The sequence below is a fragment of the Bacillus cereus group sp. Bce041 genome (genome assembly GCF_052646455.1).
The window spans coordinates 591,371-609,958 of record NZ_JBQXON010000002.1 but is presented as its reverse complement, the minus strand read 5'-3'; the positions used below and the strand labels follow the sequence as shown (position 1 = coordinate 609,958).

The following is an 18,588-nucleotide window of genomic DNA, read 5'->3' as shown; positions in this document are numbered from 1 at the left end:
CTCTTTTTTATATGACCCCGGAGAGGCTCGAACTCACGACCTCCACCCTGTCAAGGTGGCGCTCTCCCTGCTGAGCTACGGGGGAAAACGTTGATTTAAAGGGGGTCTTAAGGATTTATATAAATGAAATTCTATTAAAAAAGGCGCAGGTTCTGTGACCGCTGTGACCAATATTGTGACCACAAAATTATGTCTTTAACTGTCTGTATAATGGTAAAAGGAATGAGATGTCTCATTCCTTTTTTGATGTAGAGGGGGGGAGTTTCCACAATCTCCAACCCTCTTATTAGAGCAGGGCTACATAGCACCCAAATCTACACCAAACAAGGCATAAAAAATTTCGATACGAGATAAGTTGAAATCTAAAAGGAAAACAAAGTCTATTGAATGAGTTTCTTAAAAATAAGGGTTTCTTAGCCTTTTATATCAACATCAGTAACTTAGTAGTTTGGATTAGACAGTTCAACTTCATGTACCCATTTAATCATTCTATCTATTTGGAATTTGAAAATAAATATTAAGTTTTTTAATATACTGCCAATTATGTTGGGAATCACATATAATAAATTTTGTGAGTAAGAAACTTATTATATTAGCTTAGAAGTATAGGAGGAGGCATTTGTTGTGAATAATTATCAACGACTGAGATTAGAATTTAATAATAACTGGGAAGAAGGAAAAAGAATTTCTTTACCACACTATAATTTATTGATGGAAAAAATACATGCCACCACGACAGGGGGATTTATTCCATTCAAATTCCCTGAGACCGATGATAATGAGTTCCATAAGGCGCTTGCTTATTTCCTTGATGGTCTCGATGGATTACCATTAAGACCAGATATCGCTTTTGATAATACATGGAGAGCGGTTGATTCATATGTATTAGGTATTTTTCAAGGTAATACAGAACAACCGAAAAAAACTTGGGATTTGTATATAGACTCTTATCAGATAGTAAAAGATACATTTGAAAGATTTCATAATTTAATACCTCTACAATCCTTAGAGTTTTTATCCAAGAGGCTACTCAATAACTCAATATCAAATGTGGAAAGAAGACATGTTAAACATATACGGAAAAGAGTCAAAAGAGTTTTGACCGAGGTAGATAATGCTCTATATGATGATATCTTAACGAAATATAACATCTTTAATGCAGATACCCAGAGAAGATGTGCATCTTTATTTAAGATTGTGTTGGCGGGTCAGAGTATTAACTTAAATAATAGAGATGTTCAACTTAATACCAAACAAAATGCAGTGTTAATTTTAGATGGTATTATTTATTCTTCAAGGAATGAGAGGTTTCATGGGGATTCGTTTCCGCAATTCTTAAGTAGTAAGGCTAAAATGTCAACTTTCGCTAGTGGATATTTTGTCTTTCTGTATACATATTTTTTGTTTTTGCTATTAGTACACTATGATACTGTACTTGAGTTAGAAATTAGTTCTGTCATTGAAAACATTAATGTAAATCTTGATATTTATGAAAAGTTGTTTTTAAACAGTATAAAGCGTTAACAAATTCTTTATTTAAACTTACTAAATTATTTCCCTCCAATACTATAAGTGATGGAGGGAAATAATTTAGTAAGTTTTTTACTTTTTAGACAGTCCCTTTATACTGTAGGTGTTTTTTCTTCTTTTTTTATAATCCCCTCAATTTGCTTGACAGTAATATCTTTGGTACTATGAGCCGAATCTCTTTCATCTATAATAATGGATATGTTTTTTATCGTGATTATATTCGATGTCGTAATCCATAGTTGTAGTTCCATATTGAAAAGTCGGCATACTATAACTCTTTGTCTTGTATAGCATCATTTTAGAGACAGAAGTATGTTATGGCAATTGCAATTTTAGTTCTTGCTAAATATTGTATATACGTTATGACAATTATGTGTGTTATAAGTGGTCATGGGAGTATGAGGTTATATCATATAAGCTTTGAACGGAGAAGAGATTTTCCGCATCCCACAGCAGTCTTATAATGGAAAGAGAGATGAGTACTTACATCCACACCAATGTAATGTATGGAACTCCGATACGAGACGGGTATTTGATGCTTTTTATTTAATAAAAATACCTTAACAATAAGTATTTCTAAAGTAAATGTCGAAGCGTGTATACATCATTTGTTCATGTCGACACTTTGTATTTTGGATATCAAAGTATTTTTGTATCGATACTACTATTGTAAGTAACGCTTGATGCAAGAGTTGATGAGAAGACGCTAATTACAAATCCTTTAGAAGGTTATGGTGGATATAAGAAAGAATTTTTATCAAGTTGTTGATAGAATCTATTGCGTTACACTGTTAATAATATTAATAATTGAATGAGGCGTTAAACAAATAAACTATAAAAGGAGAGAGTTTATATGTACCAGCTTCAATAGGAGGCTTACCTGTTACGTACTAAAATAGATAGGATGTTTCATGTCTATGACGAGGGATAAGTGTGTTTTCTTTGAGGTCAGAGTATGTAAATCCACTTCTTTTTTGTGGTTATTGGGATAGGATATATCGACTCGTACTAATCTTATGAGTGCTTTTTTAGCCGTACACAGTTTGTCGGTGGCTATTTAAATTCTGGGTTTATATGCTTCAAACTCTTGTGGTTCTAAGGTTTGGAAGGAACTCCCTAAAAAAAGGGGAGTTCTTTCTAAAGTTGGAGGGTAAACTCCCTAAAAAAAGGGGGATTCGTTCCAGACCTTCGGGAAGAATTCCTCAAAAAAAGGGGAGATAACGGGTCGCTAAACAGAAGACGAATTATAAATAGAAGATAAAAATAAAAAAGAATATATGTAACGCCCCCCGCAAGCGAGTAGGGGACGTTACGGTCTTCGGTAATTTCTGCTTTTTTATGGAGGCTAAAGTTTTAGATAAAGCAAAAGAACCACCAATTCCCTTCAAAGCGTAGTGGTCTAAAGATAAGAAAAATAATCTATGAGCCAACCGCCTTTGTAGGCATTTAAGTCAGATAGTTTTCAACCCTTGTCAGCTTCTTAGTTGTGAAATGATACTAATGTAGACGGGCAAAAGAAATTGATAAATGCTGATAACTTTTGGGGTGTGAGATAATACTAAATTATGAGAGTATACGAACTTTTTAGTTGTAATTTAAAAATATACCATTTACTACAATTTTTCATCAGAATCACTAGTAATTCTTAAGTGAATCTGATATAATTTTAATTTTGGATACATGTTGATATTGTGTTGCGTCTGTGATATAATAGACTTACAGTTAAATAGATGTACTCGCATTCTTGTCCAACGGACATAGTGTTATTTTGCGACTTAGTTCTATTGCAGAACTGACGACTTAGGCACAGAAGAGTCTATCAATCCATTAATTTGGGTCGGTAGCTTTTCTGTGCCTTTTTGCGTTGACTTTTTAGTAACGAAACTACGTTAACAGAAGGAGAATGTGGATGAATAATACTTACTATTGCTACTCAAAACAACTTAAGGATTTCTTGAAAATGAATAATTTAAGATATGCCACCACTGGAAAACACAACAATGGAAACATCTATTGGTGCTTTGAACGTGGTGAAAAATTAGACAGTGCTTTAGGTAAATGGAATGAACTTAAAGAATTATTGAAAAAGTGAAAAAATTACGGCTAGTGAAAAAGGCTTCTTCATACTAAGTCAAGGAAGAAGATTAAGAATTTTAAGTAAAAGAAGGAGAATTACAGTGATTAATTACGTTGAAGTTGATAATAATTTTATTTGGAATATTGAACAGTACAACTGCAAGGAGCAGTTCATTACAGTTCTATTAAGAACCTGGAGCATGAATCCAATGGGTTCAGCTAGAGTAGGGGTTAACAGCTTGCTACAGATGCTTTCGTTGAGTGATGATAAAAAGAATAAAGCATCTTTAAAAGAAACCCTTGTAGCAATGGAAAAGAAGGGTATGATTATTATCTTTGAAGATTTCATAAAGATGAATCAGATTCAAGCAGAAGATATGAAGTATGCGAATGATTACTTTATTGAAGTATCTGATATTTCTGATGCTAAAACAATTTCTGGAGAGAATGCTGAAGGTAAAGTCAAGAACAACTTCACTAAGATTTCATTTGATGTGATGATGAAGCTTATTGCAATGAAAGAGCGTAATAAGTCAATCGCATTCGCAGTTTACTTCAATATTGTGCATTGGATTTGGGAAGGGGTTTCAAATTGGAGTGTGTCAAACCCCACAATTGAAAAGCTTGCAGAAGCTACTGGATTAGATAAGAAGACAATCACTAAGTATGTGAAAGTGCTTATGGAAAATGAGTTAATCTACTTTGAAACTATCAGAGAAGAATACGATAAAGAGAAGAACTACTACTGTAAATGGGAATATAGGGAATCATTTAAGGCAGATGTTAAGGCTCTTCAAAATTATTATAAAGAGAAAGGTGGACAATAGAGTGAAATATTATTATATTGAGGGACAAATAGAGTTGCGTATTGACAAGAGAGGGAATATCGTTTTTAGTCCTATAACAGGAATGTACGCTAAGGGTAAAAGCGTTGGTGAAATGCTTGATAGCTATGACTTAGAGATAATTCCCAGTAACAAAAAGATAAAAGAAGAAATGGGAATAACAGAAGAAGACATGAGCAGGTTCAATTTCCCGAAGATAATCAGAAAAAAACTTGTAAAGGATTGCCGTCCGATACAAGTCAAAGAAAATAAAAAATTAATTAGTTAATGACATTATAAGATATAAACAGATAAAGGTCATCCCTTTAATAATGGTGACTCTACGATAAAGTATCACAAATAAAAGAAAGAGGTAATTTGAATTGATGGAAAATTTAAAAGTATTTGAGAACGGAGAATTTGGTAATTTAGGAATTTTAGATGTTAATGGCAAGTTAATGTTCCCTGCGACAAGATGTGCAGCTTTGTTAGGATACAAGAACAAACATGATGCAATAGGAAAACACTGCAAGAAAGATGGGGTCGCATTTTGCGAGGTCACCGATTCTCTAGGAAGAGGTCAGAAAGTAAAGTTTATTACAGAAGGTAATCTTTATCGATTAATCGTTAGTTCTAAATTAGAAGAGGCTGAACGGTTTGAAAGTTGGGTGTTTGATGAAGTTATTCCTCAAATTAGACAAACTGGTGGGTATATTCCTGTAAAGGCAGAAGAATCTGACGAAGAAATATTGGCTAAAGCATCATTAGTTGCTAAAAAGACATTGGATAAAAAAGACGAAATTATCAAACGACAACAGCAAAAAATCAAAGAGCAGGAAGATATTGTTCAATCATACAACAGAATGATTGCATTGGATGGAATATTCAATATGAAAGAAGTTGCTCAGTTACTAGACTTTGAGATTGGTAGAAATAAATTATTTGCACTTCTACGAGATAAGAATGTCTTAGATAATCACAACCTACCATATGAAATGCATCGTAAAACAGGGAGATTTAAGGTTAAATTGTTTGAAATAGATGGAAAAACGGTTACTACAACAATGGTTACATCAAAAGGTATCGATTATATTAATAGATTGATAATGAAAAATGGAAGATATAAACCTCGTAAGGAAGTCAGCTAAAAGAAGTATCAGAGGGAAGAGGAGGACTCTTGTTGAGGCTCTCCTTTTTTTGTGTCTATGAGCGGATAATTGGGCATAGGGAGAACGTGTACAAAATGTATGTTCAATAATTAGGTAAGGTGAAATAATTCTGTAGAAGAAATGAGTCTAATGAATACATAAATATTTAGTAACGTAATTTTATATTTAAAGCTATTTTGTTATTAACGAAAGGCCTAGGTGTTAATAAAATTACAATTTTAATATGTTAACTATCAATATAAAATCTATGATTTTTCTAATAAAAGACTTTAATAAAATATATGAAAAGGGCTAAGCTAAAGCTTAGTCCTTTAATAGAAATTCATCTATCCTTCTGAAACAAGCTTCAATATTTTCTTCAATTTGTTGGCTTGTAATAACGTTTAGCATGTAATCATTATTACTTGCTACAGTTCTCTTGATGGCATCTTTATTCCTTTGCTCCACTGTTTTATGATAGGCATGTCCGTCAAGTTCAATAACCATTTTCTTTTGTTTATACCAGTTGATTATCAAAAAATCAAAACGGATATTGACCCCTCTTATCGAACTAAAATCAAATTTATGTGTGCCAGGAACATCAGAAGCGCTCATATAGTAATTATCATTCTTCCGATTAACATAGAATGTCGAGCGGTTACCACAAAATTCAGGAATCAAGGCAGGTTGTGTTGTATCGTGGTAATAGTTATCTACCCAGTATTTGTAAAACTTCTTTTCTATATAGCTTGTAGATAATTCGCTTAGTACAGTAGGTAGGTCGGTGTCATAGCATGTTAATTGCTCATTAACATGCTCGATTGTCCAAGGAATTAAATCTGACCCTTCAACTATTTCTGTTTTAGCATAGTTATGAGACCCTTTTTGAAGACCATAATTTATATCGAAGTAAAGCTCTTTGTTCCATCTTTTACCAAATCTTATTCGGTCTTCCATTGGCCCTTTTTTCTTTGCAAGCTTTTTATTCTTTTCATACTTTTTGGTAAAGCGTTCTAGTATAAAACTCCTAGCACATTCTGAAACTAGCCAACGCTCAGATACTTCATTTGTTGATTGGAGTACACCATCAATGAATCGTTTAGGACCAAACCAGCCTTTTTTATGATTTAATAGTTTCTTTTCCATAAGGTCTTCATACATTTGTTCTGGAGTCCAGATTTTATGCTTTCTAATGTAAGCATCCATATGTTGTGAAAGAACACCATTAATATATTGTTGTTGAGCTTTTGGAAAATCTGCATAATTCAATAACATCACCCCTGAAAAATTATACCATTTATTTGAATATTTTAAAACTATATAAAGCTTACTTAGTAGTTTTTGATGGGTCTTGTCTAATCAAGGATAATTAATAAATTTTCGATTTTATTAGTTGAATGCTATTTATCTCTATTAGTAAATAGCTTAATTGTTATAACATAGATTAAAGCAAACTGTTAGAGTTATCTAGTCATACTTTGATTATTGAGAAGAAGTACTGTTCTGCATTACAATTAAAGTATGAGCGGGGAAGAATAAGAACTTTTATGGTATACATAAATACAATGAATTAATTATGAGAGAAGCGATAGAGTATGAAGAAAACATGTGCAATTATAAAATTGTAAACCTCAAACCAATTGTAAGTGTGGAATGAAACACATAAGGAGAATCTCTTAATGGAAGTTCTTTGTTTTTGTATACTGGAGCGAATGATTGAGTATAACGTGTTTAGCACATAGAATTTAATAAGTTAGTTTTACGGAAACAACTATTACTATTAAGTACTGCAGTTTACGTATTTGTCCAGTAATAATGAACTAATATATTTCTAGGTAATTTTAAATAAATCTAACTTTTATCCAAATGAAAGAATTTGTTGAAAGGATAGAAAATTGTGGTAAAATTACATTTGATAAATATAAGTGGAATATTCTTTAAATTCAATTAAGAGGGTAAAATAAATGAACTTTTTTAACAACATAATAAATTCGAGTCCTGTTATAAATACAGCAACAATTCTTTCCTTAATTTTAGCAGTCATAATTTTTTTATATCAAGAGGTTAAACAAAGAAAAGAACAGCAAAAGGAAATAATAAGATTAAAAGAAGAGATAATTAACCTGGTGATTAGAAATCATGTTAACAGTGGGGTTCAGATATTCCGAATTGATTTAGATTCACTAATAGAGGGGTTTGAAAAAAATAAAAATTGTAAATTAAATATGGAGAGAGTGGACATTGTTAAGATGATTTATGCGAGAGTATGTGAAAATGAGCATATTTCTAATGACATAAGGTTAGGATTATTAAAGCAACTGGAAGAAATGTTGGAAAACTCAAGATATGAAGTAACTAATACTACCATTCAGGATGAGTCAGATACATTTTCTTTTTTCACTTCAAGAGTCTCTTTAATAATATCATTAGTCTGCTTTATTTTTATTGTACAATCTGCTCAGTATTTTGAATCAAATCTTAACCTAAATAATGTGATAAAATTTGCGGCTGTTTTTGTTCCAATTGTAATATTAGTATTAATAAATCCTTTATTAGATAACTTAATAAAAAAGTTAGTCGGAATTATGGAGGGGAGTTTTTTTCTTTTGGCAAAAAAAGAGAAAGAGGATAAGGATAGTAAATTGATTGAGCAAAACTACCAGATATCACTTTCAACTCTTAACGATGAAGTAAAAGAAGAAGTTAAATTCAATGAATTTTTTAATGACAGTGAGGAGATTAGACAAGTATATGAGCAAAGAATTATAATAGAAGCTATAATAAGGCAACTTTACTTCAATATATTTAATGAGGAAACAAAAATGTCTGTTATTAAAATAATTTCTTTATTAATTGAAGAAGCTGTTCTTTCAAAAACACTTGCTTATAAATTAAAGCAAGTTTACTCAGCTAGCAGTCATGTGGTACATGAGGGGAAACTGCCTTCTAGCATTAATAATTATGAACAGTTAATTAATCTTATGAAAGAAAGTGCATTTATTATCAATTCTATACTAAATGATTATACAGAGAAATCTAAAGATGTATCTTAAGGATTTGAAAAAGAAAACATAAATATTTTATTAAAGAAAGTAATACACCTATGTTTTGTTAGGATGTCCTTAAAAGGTAAAGGACATTCTTTTTTATTCTATAATAATAAATTGTAGGATAAGGAAGTATTTAGAAAAAAATAAGGAGGTTTTTTATATGAAACCGAGCAAGATATCTATAAAGGTAGAAGATGATTTAACTGGTGAAAAGTTCGAATATAAGCTACGCATGTTTTTCCCAAACTATGAAAATATAGGGAGGGAGATGAAAAGGTATTTGGAAAACTTCACTTATGCTGATGCGCAATTCATTGTTAAAATGATACGACTATATCATATATTTGGTACGCAAGATTTGATGAGAACGAAATCAATTAATATAAAAAAACTTATAGAAAATAGTTTATTGCAGTTACATAAACATGAAATTTCTGGTTCAGTAGGTGGAGATAAATATGAAAATGAAAATTTACTAGAGACTGCACTGTTTAAAAAAAATACCCCTTTTAACCTGCTAATGTCAGAAGAATCTTACATTAGTTTCCGAGAAAGTGTTTTAAATGAAATTGAAAGTGTTGATGCTCAAATTAATACAATGATGGAAAACGTACTGGCTGAACAAATTGACCAATTGGGATTTATGAAAAAAATTAAATACCACTTAGTTAAGAAAAAAAAGGTTAATGAAATTAAGGATGAGCTAAAAGAAAAAATGTACTTAATGATATTGGAGACAGCTAAGGAAATAGATAACGATATAGAAAAGCAAAATTTCCACATAGAGGCGCTAAGCTTAATAGAAAACTTTCAAAAAGATAAGTATCAGGAACTAATAGAAAAAGTTCTTAACTATTTTTCAAAACAAAAAGGGGAGAATATTGCATATATTAACCAACTTCGACAGGATGGTTATGAATCAGAAATGAATAATCTTTTTTGGATTGTAGAAAATACTGTCTCAAGAAGTGATGCTTTTGATTTAATTCGTTTAGAGGCTGAATCAATATACATAGGTTTTATGGATTGGTTTCATAAACGAGAATACGAGAAGTTAAGAGGGGAAATGGAATTCTTTGAAAGGAGAGCTTTTCAGTTATTATTTTTTAAGAGAAAAATATTTTATGATAGAATTCCTGTGTTTGAGCCTATGTTTAAAAGTTTTATGTTTGATTCAGGAGAAGAAATTACTGCGAAATTAACGTTGTTATTAATATTCAAAAAAAGGGAAATTAGTAATATTAATCTTGAAGAAGAAATGCTAGTTAATTGGCGTCAATACCTTTCTCTATATCCTTCTCTGGTGGATGATAAAATTGATTTTTTTGAAATTCTATTAGATAAAACTAAGTGTATAAAATATGCTAGGCAAGTATGTAGCCAGCAAGAACTTGAGATATTAAAATGGTTTTTAGATGGAATAAATCTTGAATTAATTTCGATAAAGAGTGGCATAGAGAAAAAAGAAACTATTCGTATATTGGAAGAAGCGGTTAAAAAGATAGAAAGTAATTATAAGGGAGGTAAGTACAATTAAAATAATAGACAAGTTAGAGACTTTAAAGAAAATTCCCAAAAAGATAACTATAGTTCATTTAAGTATTACTTTTATAAGTATATTTGCTCTTATTTGTATTTTCTTCTGGGATTGGAATGGGTGGGAGAAAATAGGTTGGATAGGTAGTTTTCTTGCAGGTATAGGAATTATATTTGTGACAATGCAATTCTTTATTCAAGAAAATACTTTTAAAAAAGAGCAAATTATGTTAATAATGCAATTGAACAAAGAATTGAATCAGTATGATAAGTTGCTAGAAGGGATTAATTATCAGTCTGGTCTTGATGGAGAAGAGTTAGAAAAGTTCTTAACTTATATTAAAGAGACTATTATTCTATTAAACCGTATTAGCTTATTAATTGATAATAAAGTATTAAAGTCCCATGATATATATTTGTTTACTGACCATTCTCTCGTCAAATTGATAATATTGACTATAAAATCGTTAGTACAACACCATGACAATATAGAAGGGATTGAAAATAATATTAGCAGTTATTTTATAATTAAATATAGAAGTAGTTTAATTTCCCTATATGAAAACTTAAAAGACCATGACTATAGTTTATCTATAGTGCAAAATGAAGTGGAACAAATTAAGTTAATTGATAAAGATAGAAATAATTTATCTTTATTTGTCACAGCGAACGAATAATAAGTTAGAAATGATGTATGGTATTGATTTAAAAGAAGTATAGTATAACTTTCTTTTCAATGTACCAACAGATTATATATATTAACGTGTGTCTATAGGATAGGTTGTGTACTATTACATGAGCCTTTCAAAGGGTATGAGTAAATTACTCATATCCTTTTTTATTTAGCAAAAGTCTATAACAGGTAAGTTTAAAAGCTTAGAATGGTATATTTGCCTAAAATACATTTTGTAGAATAACTTCCTAAACTAAGGTCAAGTTGTTAATTTTATTTTGTTATAGGGTTAAGTAGAGACAGTGAAAATTATCCTCTATAATAGAATTAACCATATACAGCACAGTTAAGGACTCCAAGGAGGCTCTTAACAATGAAAGGAAGCGTAAAAAAAGATAAGAAAACAGGAAAATATTTTTATATTGTAGACATTGGTATTGACCCTTTAACAGGTAAGAGAAAGCAAAAGAAGAAGAGGGGATTCATTACCAAAAAAGAAGCAGAAAATGCGTTAACAATGCTGCTCTCAGAAGTTCACACTGGAACACACATAGAACCTAGCAAACTCTCTTATGGTGAATATCTGGAAGGTTGGTTTAATACCAAGAAGCACAGTGTTGGTATCCAAACAGCAAAAGTACTGAAAGGGTATTTAAACAGTCGTATCATCCCTTCCCTAGGTAATATCAAATTAGCTAAGCTAACATCGTTGCATATGCAAAACTACGTCAATTCGCTGCGAGACGAAGGTTTAAAGCGAGGAACAATTGAGAAGATAATCAAAATCATTCGGAACTCTCTTGAACATGCAATTGATTTAGAGTTAATAAGTAAAAATATTGCAGCGAAAACGAAATTGCCTAAAGCTGATAAGGAAGAATTAACGGTGTGGAACGAACAGGAAGTACAACTGTTCTTGAAAGCGGCACAGGATAGCAGGTATTCTATCGTTTTTCATATGGCTCTTGTAACTGGTATGCGACAAGGTGAATTGCTAGGGTTACGGTGGAAAGATGTTGATTTAGAAAAAGGACATTTAACCATAAGTCAAACGTTAAGTCATGATGGGAAGACGTTCTTGCTTGGAGGAAAGACAAAATCAAGTTTAAGAAAAATACTATTACCTGCGTCAACAGTAGCCAAGCTAAAGAAACACAGAGCAATCGTATTGAAAGAGAAGCTTAGCCAAGGTGAGGAATACCAAGACAATGACTTGGTGATGTGTAATCCGTCTGGAACACCAATTAATCCTGCTAATGTGAGGAGAAGTCTAAACGCTTTGATTCAGAAAGCGGCTGTGCCAAAGATTCGCTTTCATGATTTACGTCATACACATGCAACTTTGTTATTGGCTAAAGGTGTGAACGTGAAGGTGATTTCTGAACGCTTAGGACACAGTAACATCAAAATCACACTAGACACCTATTCACATGTATTACCAACGATGCAAGAAGATGCAGTGAATAAAATAGAAGAGATTTTGTAGGGAATGTGACCAATTCTGTGACCACTGACTCTATAGAGTATGAAAGTAAACAAATAAAAAACCGCATCAAACGTTAATTTGACACGGTTTCTATCAGTATGACCCCGGAGAGGCTCGAACTCACGACCTCCACCCTGTCAAGGTGGCGCTCTCCCTGCTGAGCTACGGGATCCCAACTATAAATGTTACCATCAGCAATGTATTTTCATTTCATTCGTGTAATCGGAGGATTTGTACAATTTGTTGAGTATTGTAACATTTGATGTATTCCTATAATAGCAACGAACTTTAATGGTGTAAAGATGTAATTTTCCGAATATTTATATTCTAATTTTTGTATAAAAAAATAAGCCCCGAAGAGCTTATTTTAATAATAATATCAACGCAATTATCAATGATATTTTCAAAAATACAATCATAAATAATGGAGCTTGTTCATAAGCTATCGTCCTGTAACTGTCATTCCTGCTGTGTAAATTGTATCAATAGAACCGTCAGCGCCTTTTATTTCGACTTTATAACGATATGTTCCATCCTCATAAATATCATCGCCATATCCTGTGAAAGTTGCAATTTCATCATTGCTTCCAGCTGGGACCCATTGATTTTGCCAACGGAAGTTGGTTTCAAATTCTCCCCATCTATCGCCATATTTCTTTTCAAGGCTGACATTGTAATGAATTTCTTCAGCTCGGTCATTTGTAATTCTTGCAATTACGCTGTTACCAAAAGTAACTTGTGTAGAGTGTACCTGAACTGTAACACCGTTCACCGTTTCACCAGGACCACAAATGTAATGACAACCATCCCATTCGTCAGCATGTGCTTTTGGTGTTTCAATGTTTATAACCGTTAAACCGCCTAAAGCTAATGCGCCAGTTAATAATACTTTACCAAATGTTTTCACTTGAAATTCCCCCTAAGTATATTCTCAATTCGTTCGATAGATATCACATTAATCTAATGGAACGTTTTTTCCTTAAGTGTATTCGCTATGAATCTTTCATCTTGTAGTAATCTAATCACTACATAAAATTTCATAGTTTTGATTCCATATATGTATCATGATTTACATAGAACAAATCTGTTAATACGCTTTAGTTATTTACTTATTCCACTACTTCTTATTACCTTTTATTGGTAAAATATTGATTTTATTATATAACATTATTATCTATTTACAAGAGAAAATAATACTGTATGCAAAAATGCATAATAAAAAACACTGCTTGTATTCTAGATTACAGATTAAATGGAGTGTTGGGTTTCAATTAATATTTGATTGGAACCTAATGCTAATTTTTTATACTTAACAGTATACATATATTACTTTTTTTAGTCATAATTGATAAACCTTGTCCAGGGGACACTCTTCTTGCTGAGCTACGGGATCTTCAAAAGGGAAAGTATAAGCCGATTATGCTAGTAATGTATGAAGGGATAATGATAAGAAGAAAATTCAGTGAAAAGTAGTTTTTGAATGTAGCTGTTATATTATTTCCGGTATTTATCTAAAGGATTTTCATCGCTTAAATCAACAATTAAAGGGCATAAAAATAACAGTGGTAAAGCGGCGTTAGCTTGATGAAAAGTATCATTAGACATATATTGCCTCCCAAAACAATACGGACAATCTTTTTCAAATGTCACGAGTATTGACCATACATCTTTTACTTTCCATTTCGTTTTACAATACGTACAACGCGCCATTGAGTTCCTCCTCAGTTTAAGGTGTTTTCTAATATATTCTACTTTATTGTACGAAAGTCATTTGAATTTGATGTGGTAAAATGCAAAACAAGCCTAACCTCGTTCTACATTCAGGGAGGGGTTAGGCTTGTTTTAATTCCGTTCAAAGTCTCTGTGTATCAGGCTGTTTATACATTGCCTAGATAGCTTCGTGTTAAATTCGGGAGAATAATTTTTCCATCTTTACTGTATTTTTCGAATAGCTCTGATAGGAGAAAAATAAAAATTTTATACTGTTCGTCATTTTCTTTCGGAGCATAAGATGCTGATAAATTCCTTCCCAAAAACCCTTCATAATCAAAAAGTAAATCATTTTGATATTCTTTAAAATCATACTTTCCATCTTTAAAAAAGTTGTTAAATACTTCTGGAGTTTCATCTATTCCACCGCTAAAGCCTTTAAAGTTTGGACAGGTTTTCTGGCAAATTTCTGCATTCTCTTTAATAAGTGGACTAGTTAAATCTCTACTATTCCAAACAAGTGCAACATTTGCTTTTTGTTTTAAAATTCGTTGGCATTCGATTTTGAAAGCCTCTTTATCAAACCAATGAAATGCTTGGGCAACAGTTACTAAATCTACACTATTTTCTTTTAAAGTGGTATTTTCAGCAGTTGCTTTTATGGATTGAAAACGAGAATATAGTTTTAACGATTGCTCAGCCATCTTTCTCATATCATCATTTGGCTCAACTCCAATAACATGTAAACCACTTTCAAGCAGCTGGTGGCTAAATATCCCCGTACCTGAACCAATATCAGCCACAATCCGATTCCCTTTCAGTTGGTTAGCTGAAAGCAAGTAATCAATATATTCATTAGGATAACTAGGGCGATATTTTGCATATATATCGGCCCTGTCAGTAAAATTTTCTGTTGTTTTCACAGTACTACCTTCTTTCTTACGATATGATGTACAGAAATAGAAATTAAATATGAATTCCGGCATCAATCTTTAAGTCTACAACTTAAGAATCCAGCTAAATAGAGGGCCTCAGTTTCTTTATTCAAATATCCTTTATCCGTTTAGTATCTATTTTAGATAATATCTTCCAAAAGACTAGAATGGCTTACTCAATTATGTTTTAAAGTGTATATTTTTATGGATTTATTTAATAATTTATGAGCGATTGTATGTCGTATTACGTTTACGTAGGTAAGAGATTTTTATTTTTGCTATTTAAATTGGCCAATATATCCTTTTTACAATTTACTGAAAATCATGTATAACAGAGATACATGATTATTTTATCTCGCTATTTGCGGGCAGTAAGACCCCTTACCTCGAAATTCAGCAAAAGCAAAGAAGTTAGGTTGGGGTCGGGATGGCCGTAAAAGTCCGATTCGTGAGGGTTGATTAAAGTTTCACTTTATAAATATTCAGAAGTAGAGGGAGAAAAGTTGTAATGGTAAGAAAAACGTTCAAGATGCGCGTGTCTAAAAATAGAACGATTTCGATTAATGGTTCGATTCTTGATGTAGATGTTACACATGATGAATTTTTACAAGAGTTTGTTGAGTGGGTCGATTCTAAAGGTTGGTCGTTTATGGGGATAACGGATGAGATTACGCCCGAGGAAGCTAGTCAAAAGTTAATAGATTCGTTGATTGATGAGAAGGATAAGAAAGAGTAATTCCTTCTTATTTTTATTGTATATTTATGTTCTTTATCGTAAAAATATGATATAGTGAAAAATAGTGAAAATTCTTCCAGTTTAATACAAATTACATATGATTGGTAGATTTATTATTTTGTTAGAGGAGTAAATGGAAAAGGGAGAGTCATATGGTAAATTTTAAGAGAATTTTGGTTTTTATTACAGTTATTTGTTTGTTTTTGTTGACACCTATGACATTGCGTGCTGAGACGAATATTGGAGTAAATCCAGAACAAGTTGCACCACCACCTGCAGAAGGACCGAATGTTTTTAGTCAGTTTGCAACGACAATTGATGCAAAAACAGGAGATGTTTTGTATGACAAAAACGCATATCACCGTGCATATCCTGCTAGTACGACGAAGGTGTTAACAGCGATTTTACTCATGGAACATACAAAGCCAGAGGATCAATTTACATTTTCACAATTAGCATTAGATCAAGAGAAGAGTAATTATCAAATTGAGTTTCAACCTGGAGAGACAATTAATAGAAATACTGCGCTTATGATTTTAATGGTGCTGAGTGCGAATGATGTGTCGTATGCGATTGCGGAGCGGATTGGCGGGAGTGTTGAGAATTTTGCTAATATGATGAATGAGAAAGCGAAGCAATTAGGGGCGAAAGATAGCCACTTTGTAACACCGAATGGATTACATGATCCGAACCATTATACAACGCCGTATGATATGGCTATGATTACGAAGGGTGTGCAAAAGTATCCTGAAATTTTACAAGCGATGAATACGAAAAGAACGACAGTTACGACGTCTAGGCAGACGGTGTCTATTTTTAATAAATCTAATTTTTTTGAAAATCCATATAGCATTGGCGGTAAAACAGGGTTTACGAATGAAGCGCGTAATACACTTGTTTTATTAAATGAGAAAGATGGAAATCGTATTATAAGCGTAGTAATGGCTTCTCAAAGACCTGAAATTTATGAAGATTTGAAGCAGATGGCGGAATATTCTTTCGGTCAATTTACGAAGCAAATGGTGCTCGATAAACATAATTGGCATCAAAAAACAACATATTTAAATAAAGATGTTAATTCTGAGTTAGAACAAAGTGCAGAGCTTATGCTTAAGAAAGATGAAGGGAAAAATGTGAAAACTATTTTCCGGGCGGCTTCATTAGATAAAGAATCTTTATATCATAAAGGAATACATCGTGGTGAGGTAGTTGGTGCAGTTGATATTACGAAAAATAATCAAACAATTGCGACGGTAAATGTTCTTTCAACAGAAGATGTCACTTTTGCGATACCTAAAAAAGATACAACTATGCCTGAAGTAAAAGACTCAAATATGAAAGTAATAAGTGTTGGGATAGGTGCGATTGTATTATTTGGAGCAATTTTATATGTAGTGTTGCGCCGAAATACAAAAGGAATGAAATCAGAAGGTAAATAAATTACTAATAAAAAGACTGTGTAAAATTTTGGCACAGTCTTTTTTATATATCTTAAATAACTAATAATTGTAAATTTTCTTATTGCAATAACTAGAAGTTCGTTATATCATTTACTTGTGTTCTTGTTAAAGAACAAAATGGATATTGCATACTTCAAATAATATAAAACAACGGAGAGGGAGAGAGACGATGAAATTAATATGGAAGATAATTAGCAACGCGATCTCATTTGTTTTATTTGCATTGATGGTTTTTTTAGCTTTTGTAGTTATTTCTTCAAAAGCAAGCGGTGGTGATCCGACAGTGATGGGATATCAATTTAAGAGCGTTCTTTCAGGATCAATGGAGCCGACGTTTTTAACAGGATCAATCATTGCAATAGAACCAAACAAAGATGGTTCTAAATATCAAAAAGGTGATGTTATTACCTTTAAAGAGAAAGATCAAAAAATTATCACTCACCGTATTATCGGTGTGAAAGATACAAATGGAAAAGTAATGTATGAAACAAAAGGGGATAACAACAACGGACCAGATTTAGAGCCAGTACTTGCAGAAAATGTAGTTGGAAAGTATGCAGATATTACAGTTCCATATGTTGGTTATTTACTGAATTATGCGAATTCGAAAGCAGGAGCAGCATTACTTCTTATTATTCCAGGAGTCTTTTTGCTTGGTTATTCCGCTATTTCTATTTTTGGTGCTATTCGTAGCATTGACGGAGAAAAGAAAGATAAAAAAGTAGAACAATCCGTCTAGTTCGTTTGGTTATACTTTCCGTTTAGGAAGTTAACAAATATATATTAAGGGGATATGGACATGACTTTAAAGAAAAAATTAGGAATGGGTATTACATCAGCAGTATTAGGAGCAGCTTTAGTTGGTGGAGGAACATTTGCATTTTTCAGTGATAAAGAAGTGTCAAACAATACATTTGCGGCTGGAACACTGGATTTAGCATTAAATCCATCAACAGTTGTTAACGTATCGAATTTAAAGCCTGGGGATACAATTGAAAAAGAATTTAAATTAGAAAATAAAGGCTCTTTAGATATTAAAAAGGTTCTACTGAAAACAGATTATAATGTAGAAGATGTAAAGAAAGATAATAAAGATGATTTTGGTAAACATATTAAAGTAACATTCTTAAAAAATGTAGATAAGCATGAGACAATTGTGAAACAAACTACTTTAGATAAATTAAAAGGTGACACACTTACAGCTGTAGATAATGATTTATCGGCTTGGTTCTGGGATGAAAAAGGTATTTCAGCAGGTAAATCTGATAAATTCAAAGTGAAATTTGAGTTCGTTGATAATGGAAAAGATCAAAATCAATTCCAAGGCGATAAGTTACAATTAAATTGGACGTTTGATGCACAACAAACAGCAGGTGAAGAAAGATAATAATAAAAAGGGCTATCACATGGATAGCCCTTTTTCT

At 32.1% G+C, this 18,588-nt stretch carries 17 protein-coding genes and 2 tRNA genes; 13 read left to right on the top strand and 6 right to left on the bottom strand.

Annotation, left to right across the window (positions count from 1 at the left end):
* Positions 1-12 precede the first annotated feature (12 nt).
* Positions 13-83: transfer RNA gene (locus ACUN13_RS09130), tRNA-Val, on the bottom strand.
* 541 nt (positions 84-624) lie between these two features.
* On the opposite strand from ACUN13_RS09130, the gene ACUN13_RS09125 reads away from it, so the two are divergent.
* From ACUN13_RS09125 to ACUN13_RS09105, 5 genes are all read left to right on the top strand, one after another.
* Positions 625-1,524 (top strand): hypothetical protein, encoded by a 900-nt coding sequence (locus tag ACUN13_RS09125; protein WP_202283383.1) that lies wholly within the window; start codon positions 625-627, stop codon positions 1,522-1,524.
* 1,915 nt (positions 1,525-3,439) lie between these two features.
* On the top strand, positions 3,440-3,622 hold the full coding sequence (locus tag ACUN13_RS09120; RefSeq protein ID WP_445423759.1) for a hypothetical protein: 183 nt from the start codon (positions 3,440-3,442) through the stop codon (positions 3,620-3,622).
* 85 nt (positions 3,623-3,707) lie between these two features.
* On the top strand, positions 3,708-4,433 hold the full coding sequence (locus ACUN13_RS09115) for a hypothetical protein (protein ID WP_202283385.1): 726 nt from the start codon (positions 3,708-3,710) through the stop codon (positions 4,431-4,433).
* Between the two features lies 1 nt (position 4,434).
* Complete coding sequence (locus tag ACUN13_RS09110) at positions 4,435-4,719, top strand: hypothetical protein (protein WP_202283386.1); 285 nt, start codon at positions 4,435-4,437, stop codon at positions 4,717-4,719.
* Positions 4,720-4,816: 97 nt separating this feature from the next.
* Entirely contained in the window at positions 4,817-5,578 is a 762-nt protein-coding gene (locus ACUN13_RS09105; RefSeq protein ID WP_202338087.1) for a phage antirepressor KilAC domain-containing protein, read from the top strand.
* A gap of 324 nt (positions 5,579-5,902) precedes the next feature.
* Here the strand turns inward: ACUN13_RS09105 and ACUN13_RS09100 are convergent, their stop codons facing one another.
* Positions 5,903-6,847, bottom strand: coding sequence for a hypothetical protein (locus ACUN13_RS09100; RefSeq protein WP_202283388.1), 945 nt, complete (start codon positions 6,845-6,847; stop codon positions 5,903-5,905).
* A gap of 695 nt (positions 6,848-7,542) precedes the next feature.
* On the opposite strand from ACUN13_RS09100, the gene ACUN13_RS09095 reads away from it, so the two are divergent.
* The 4 genes from ACUN13_RS09095 to ACUN13_RS09080 all read left to right on the top strand — a co-directional run bounded on the left by ACUN13_RS09095 (position 7,543) and on the right by ACUN13_RS09080 (position 12,323).
* Entirely contained in the window at positions 7,543-8,631 is a 1,089-nt protein-coding gene (locus tag ACUN13_RS09095) for a hypothetical protein (RefSeq protein ID WP_202283389.1), read from the top strand.
* 157 nt (positions 8,632-8,788) lie between these two features.
* Entirely contained in the window at positions 8,789-10,165 is a 1,377-nt protein-coding gene (locus ACUN13_RS09090; RefSeq protein WP_202283390.1) for a hypothetical protein, read from the top strand.
* A gap of 175 nt (positions 10,166-10,340) precedes the next feature.
* On the top strand, positions 10,341-10,841 hold the full coding sequence (locus tag ACUN13_RS09085) for a hypothetical protein (protein ID WP_071680198.1): 501 nt from the start codon (positions 10,341-10,343) through the stop codon (positions 10,839-10,841).
* A gap of 369 nt (positions 10,842-11,210) precedes the next feature.
* A complete protein-coding gene (locus ACUN13_RS09080; RefSeq protein ID WP_202283391.1) occupies positions 11,211-12,323 on the top strand; it encodes a tyrosine-type recombinase/integrase in 1,113 nt (370 codons plus the stop codon).
* Between the two features lie 99 nt (positions 12,324-12,422).
* Here the strand turns inward: ACUN13_RS09080 and ACUN13_RS09075 are convergent.
* From ACUN13_RS09075 to ACUN13_RS09060, 4 genes are all read right to left on the bottom strand, one after another.
* Positions 12,423-12,495: transfer RNA gene (locus tag ACUN13_RS09075), tRNA-Val, on the bottom strand.
* A gap of 270 nt (positions 12,496-12,765) precedes the next feature.
* A complete protein-coding gene (locus tag ACUN13_RS09070) occupies positions 12,766-13,230 on the bottom strand; it encodes a hypothetical protein (RefSeq protein ID WP_025690103.1) in 465 nt (154 codons plus the stop codon).
* 587 nt (positions 13,231-13,817) lie between these two features.
* A complete protein-coding gene (locus ACUN13_RS09065) occupies positions 13,818-14,033 on the bottom strand; it encodes a hypothetical protein (RefSeq protein ID WP_000090222.1) in 216 nt (71 codons plus the stop codon).
* 167 nt (positions 14,034-14,200) lie between these two features.
* Positions 14,201-14,956, bottom strand: coding sequence for a class I SAM-dependent methyltransferase (locus tag ACUN13_RS09060; protein ID WP_025690101.1), 756 nt, complete (start codon positions 14,954-14,956; stop codon positions 14,201-14,203).
* Between the two features lie 520 nt (positions 14,957-15,476).
* Between ACUN13_RS09060 and ACUN13_RS09055 the strand changes: the two genes are divergently transcribed.
* From ACUN13_RS09055 to ACUN13_RS09040, 4 genes are all read left to right on the top strand, one after another.
* On the top strand, positions 15,477-15,704 hold the full coding sequence (locus ACUN13_RS09055) for a hypothetical protein (protein ID WP_000251856.1): 228 nt from the start codon (positions 15,477-15,479) through the stop codon (positions 15,702-15,704).
* Between the two features lie 152 nt (positions 15,705-15,856).
* Complete coding sequence (locus ACUN13_RS09050) at positions 15,857-17,143, top strand: D-alanyl-D-alanine carboxypeptidase family protein (protein ID WP_025690099.1); 1,287 nt, start codon at positions 15,857-15,859, stop codon at positions 17,141-17,143.
* Between the two features lie 190 nt (positions 17,144-17,333).
* On the top strand, positions 17,334-17,903 hold the full coding sequence (sipW, locus tag ACUN13_RS09045; protein WP_000767792.1) for a signal peptidase I SipW: 570 nt from the start codon (positions 17,334-17,336) through the stop codon (positions 17,901-17,903).
* Between the two features lie 60 nt (positions 17,904-17,963).
* Entirely contained in the window at positions 17,964-18,551 is a 588-nt protein-coding gene (locus ACUN13_RS09040; protein WP_000172852.1) for a CalY family protein, read from the top strand.
* Positions 18,552-18,588 lie beyond the last annotated feature (37 nt).

Bases quoted from the DNA above. Each gene is read 5' to 3' on its own strand.
- sipW (WP_000767792.1), top strand. From the start codon at position 17,334: ATGAAATTAATATGGAAGATAATTAGCAACGCGATCTCATTTGTTTTA.
- ACUN13_RS09080 (WP_202283391.1), top strand. From the start codon at position 11,211: ATGAAAGGAAGCGTAAAAAAAGATAAGAAAACAGGAAAATATTTTTAT.
- ACUN13_RS09065 (WP_000090222.1), bottom strand. From the start codon at position 14,033: ATGGCGCGTTGTACGTATTGTAAAACGAAATGGAAAGTAAAAGATGTA.
- ACUN13_RS09040 (WP_000172852.1), top strand. From the start codon at position 17,964: ATGACTTTAAAGAAAAAATTAGGAATGGGTATTACATCAGCAGTATTA.
- ACUN13_RS09055 (WP_000251856.1), top strand. From the start codon at position 15,477: ATGGTAAGAAAAACGTTCAAGATGCGCGTGTCTAAAAATAGAACGATT.
- ACUN13_RS09120 (WP_445423759.1), top strand. From the start codon at position 3,440: ATGAATAATACTTACTATTGCTACTCAAAACAACTTAAGGATTTCTTG.
- ACUN13_RS09090 (WP_202283390.1), top strand. From the start codon at position 8,789: ATGAAACCGAGCAAGATATCTATAAAGGTAGAAGATGATTTAACTGGT.
- ACUN13_RS09050 (WP_025690099.1), top strand. From the start codon at position 15,857: ATGGTAAATTTTAAGAGAATTTTGGTTTTTATTACAGTTATTTGTTTG.
- ACUN13_RS09105 (WP_202338087.1), top strand. From the start codon at position 4,817: ATGGAAAATTTAAAAGTATTTGAGAACGGAGAATTTGGTAATTTAGGA.
- ACUN13_RS09095 (WP_202283389.1), top strand. From the start codon at position 7,543: ATGAACTTTTTTAACAACATAATAAATTCGAGTCCTGTTATAAATACA.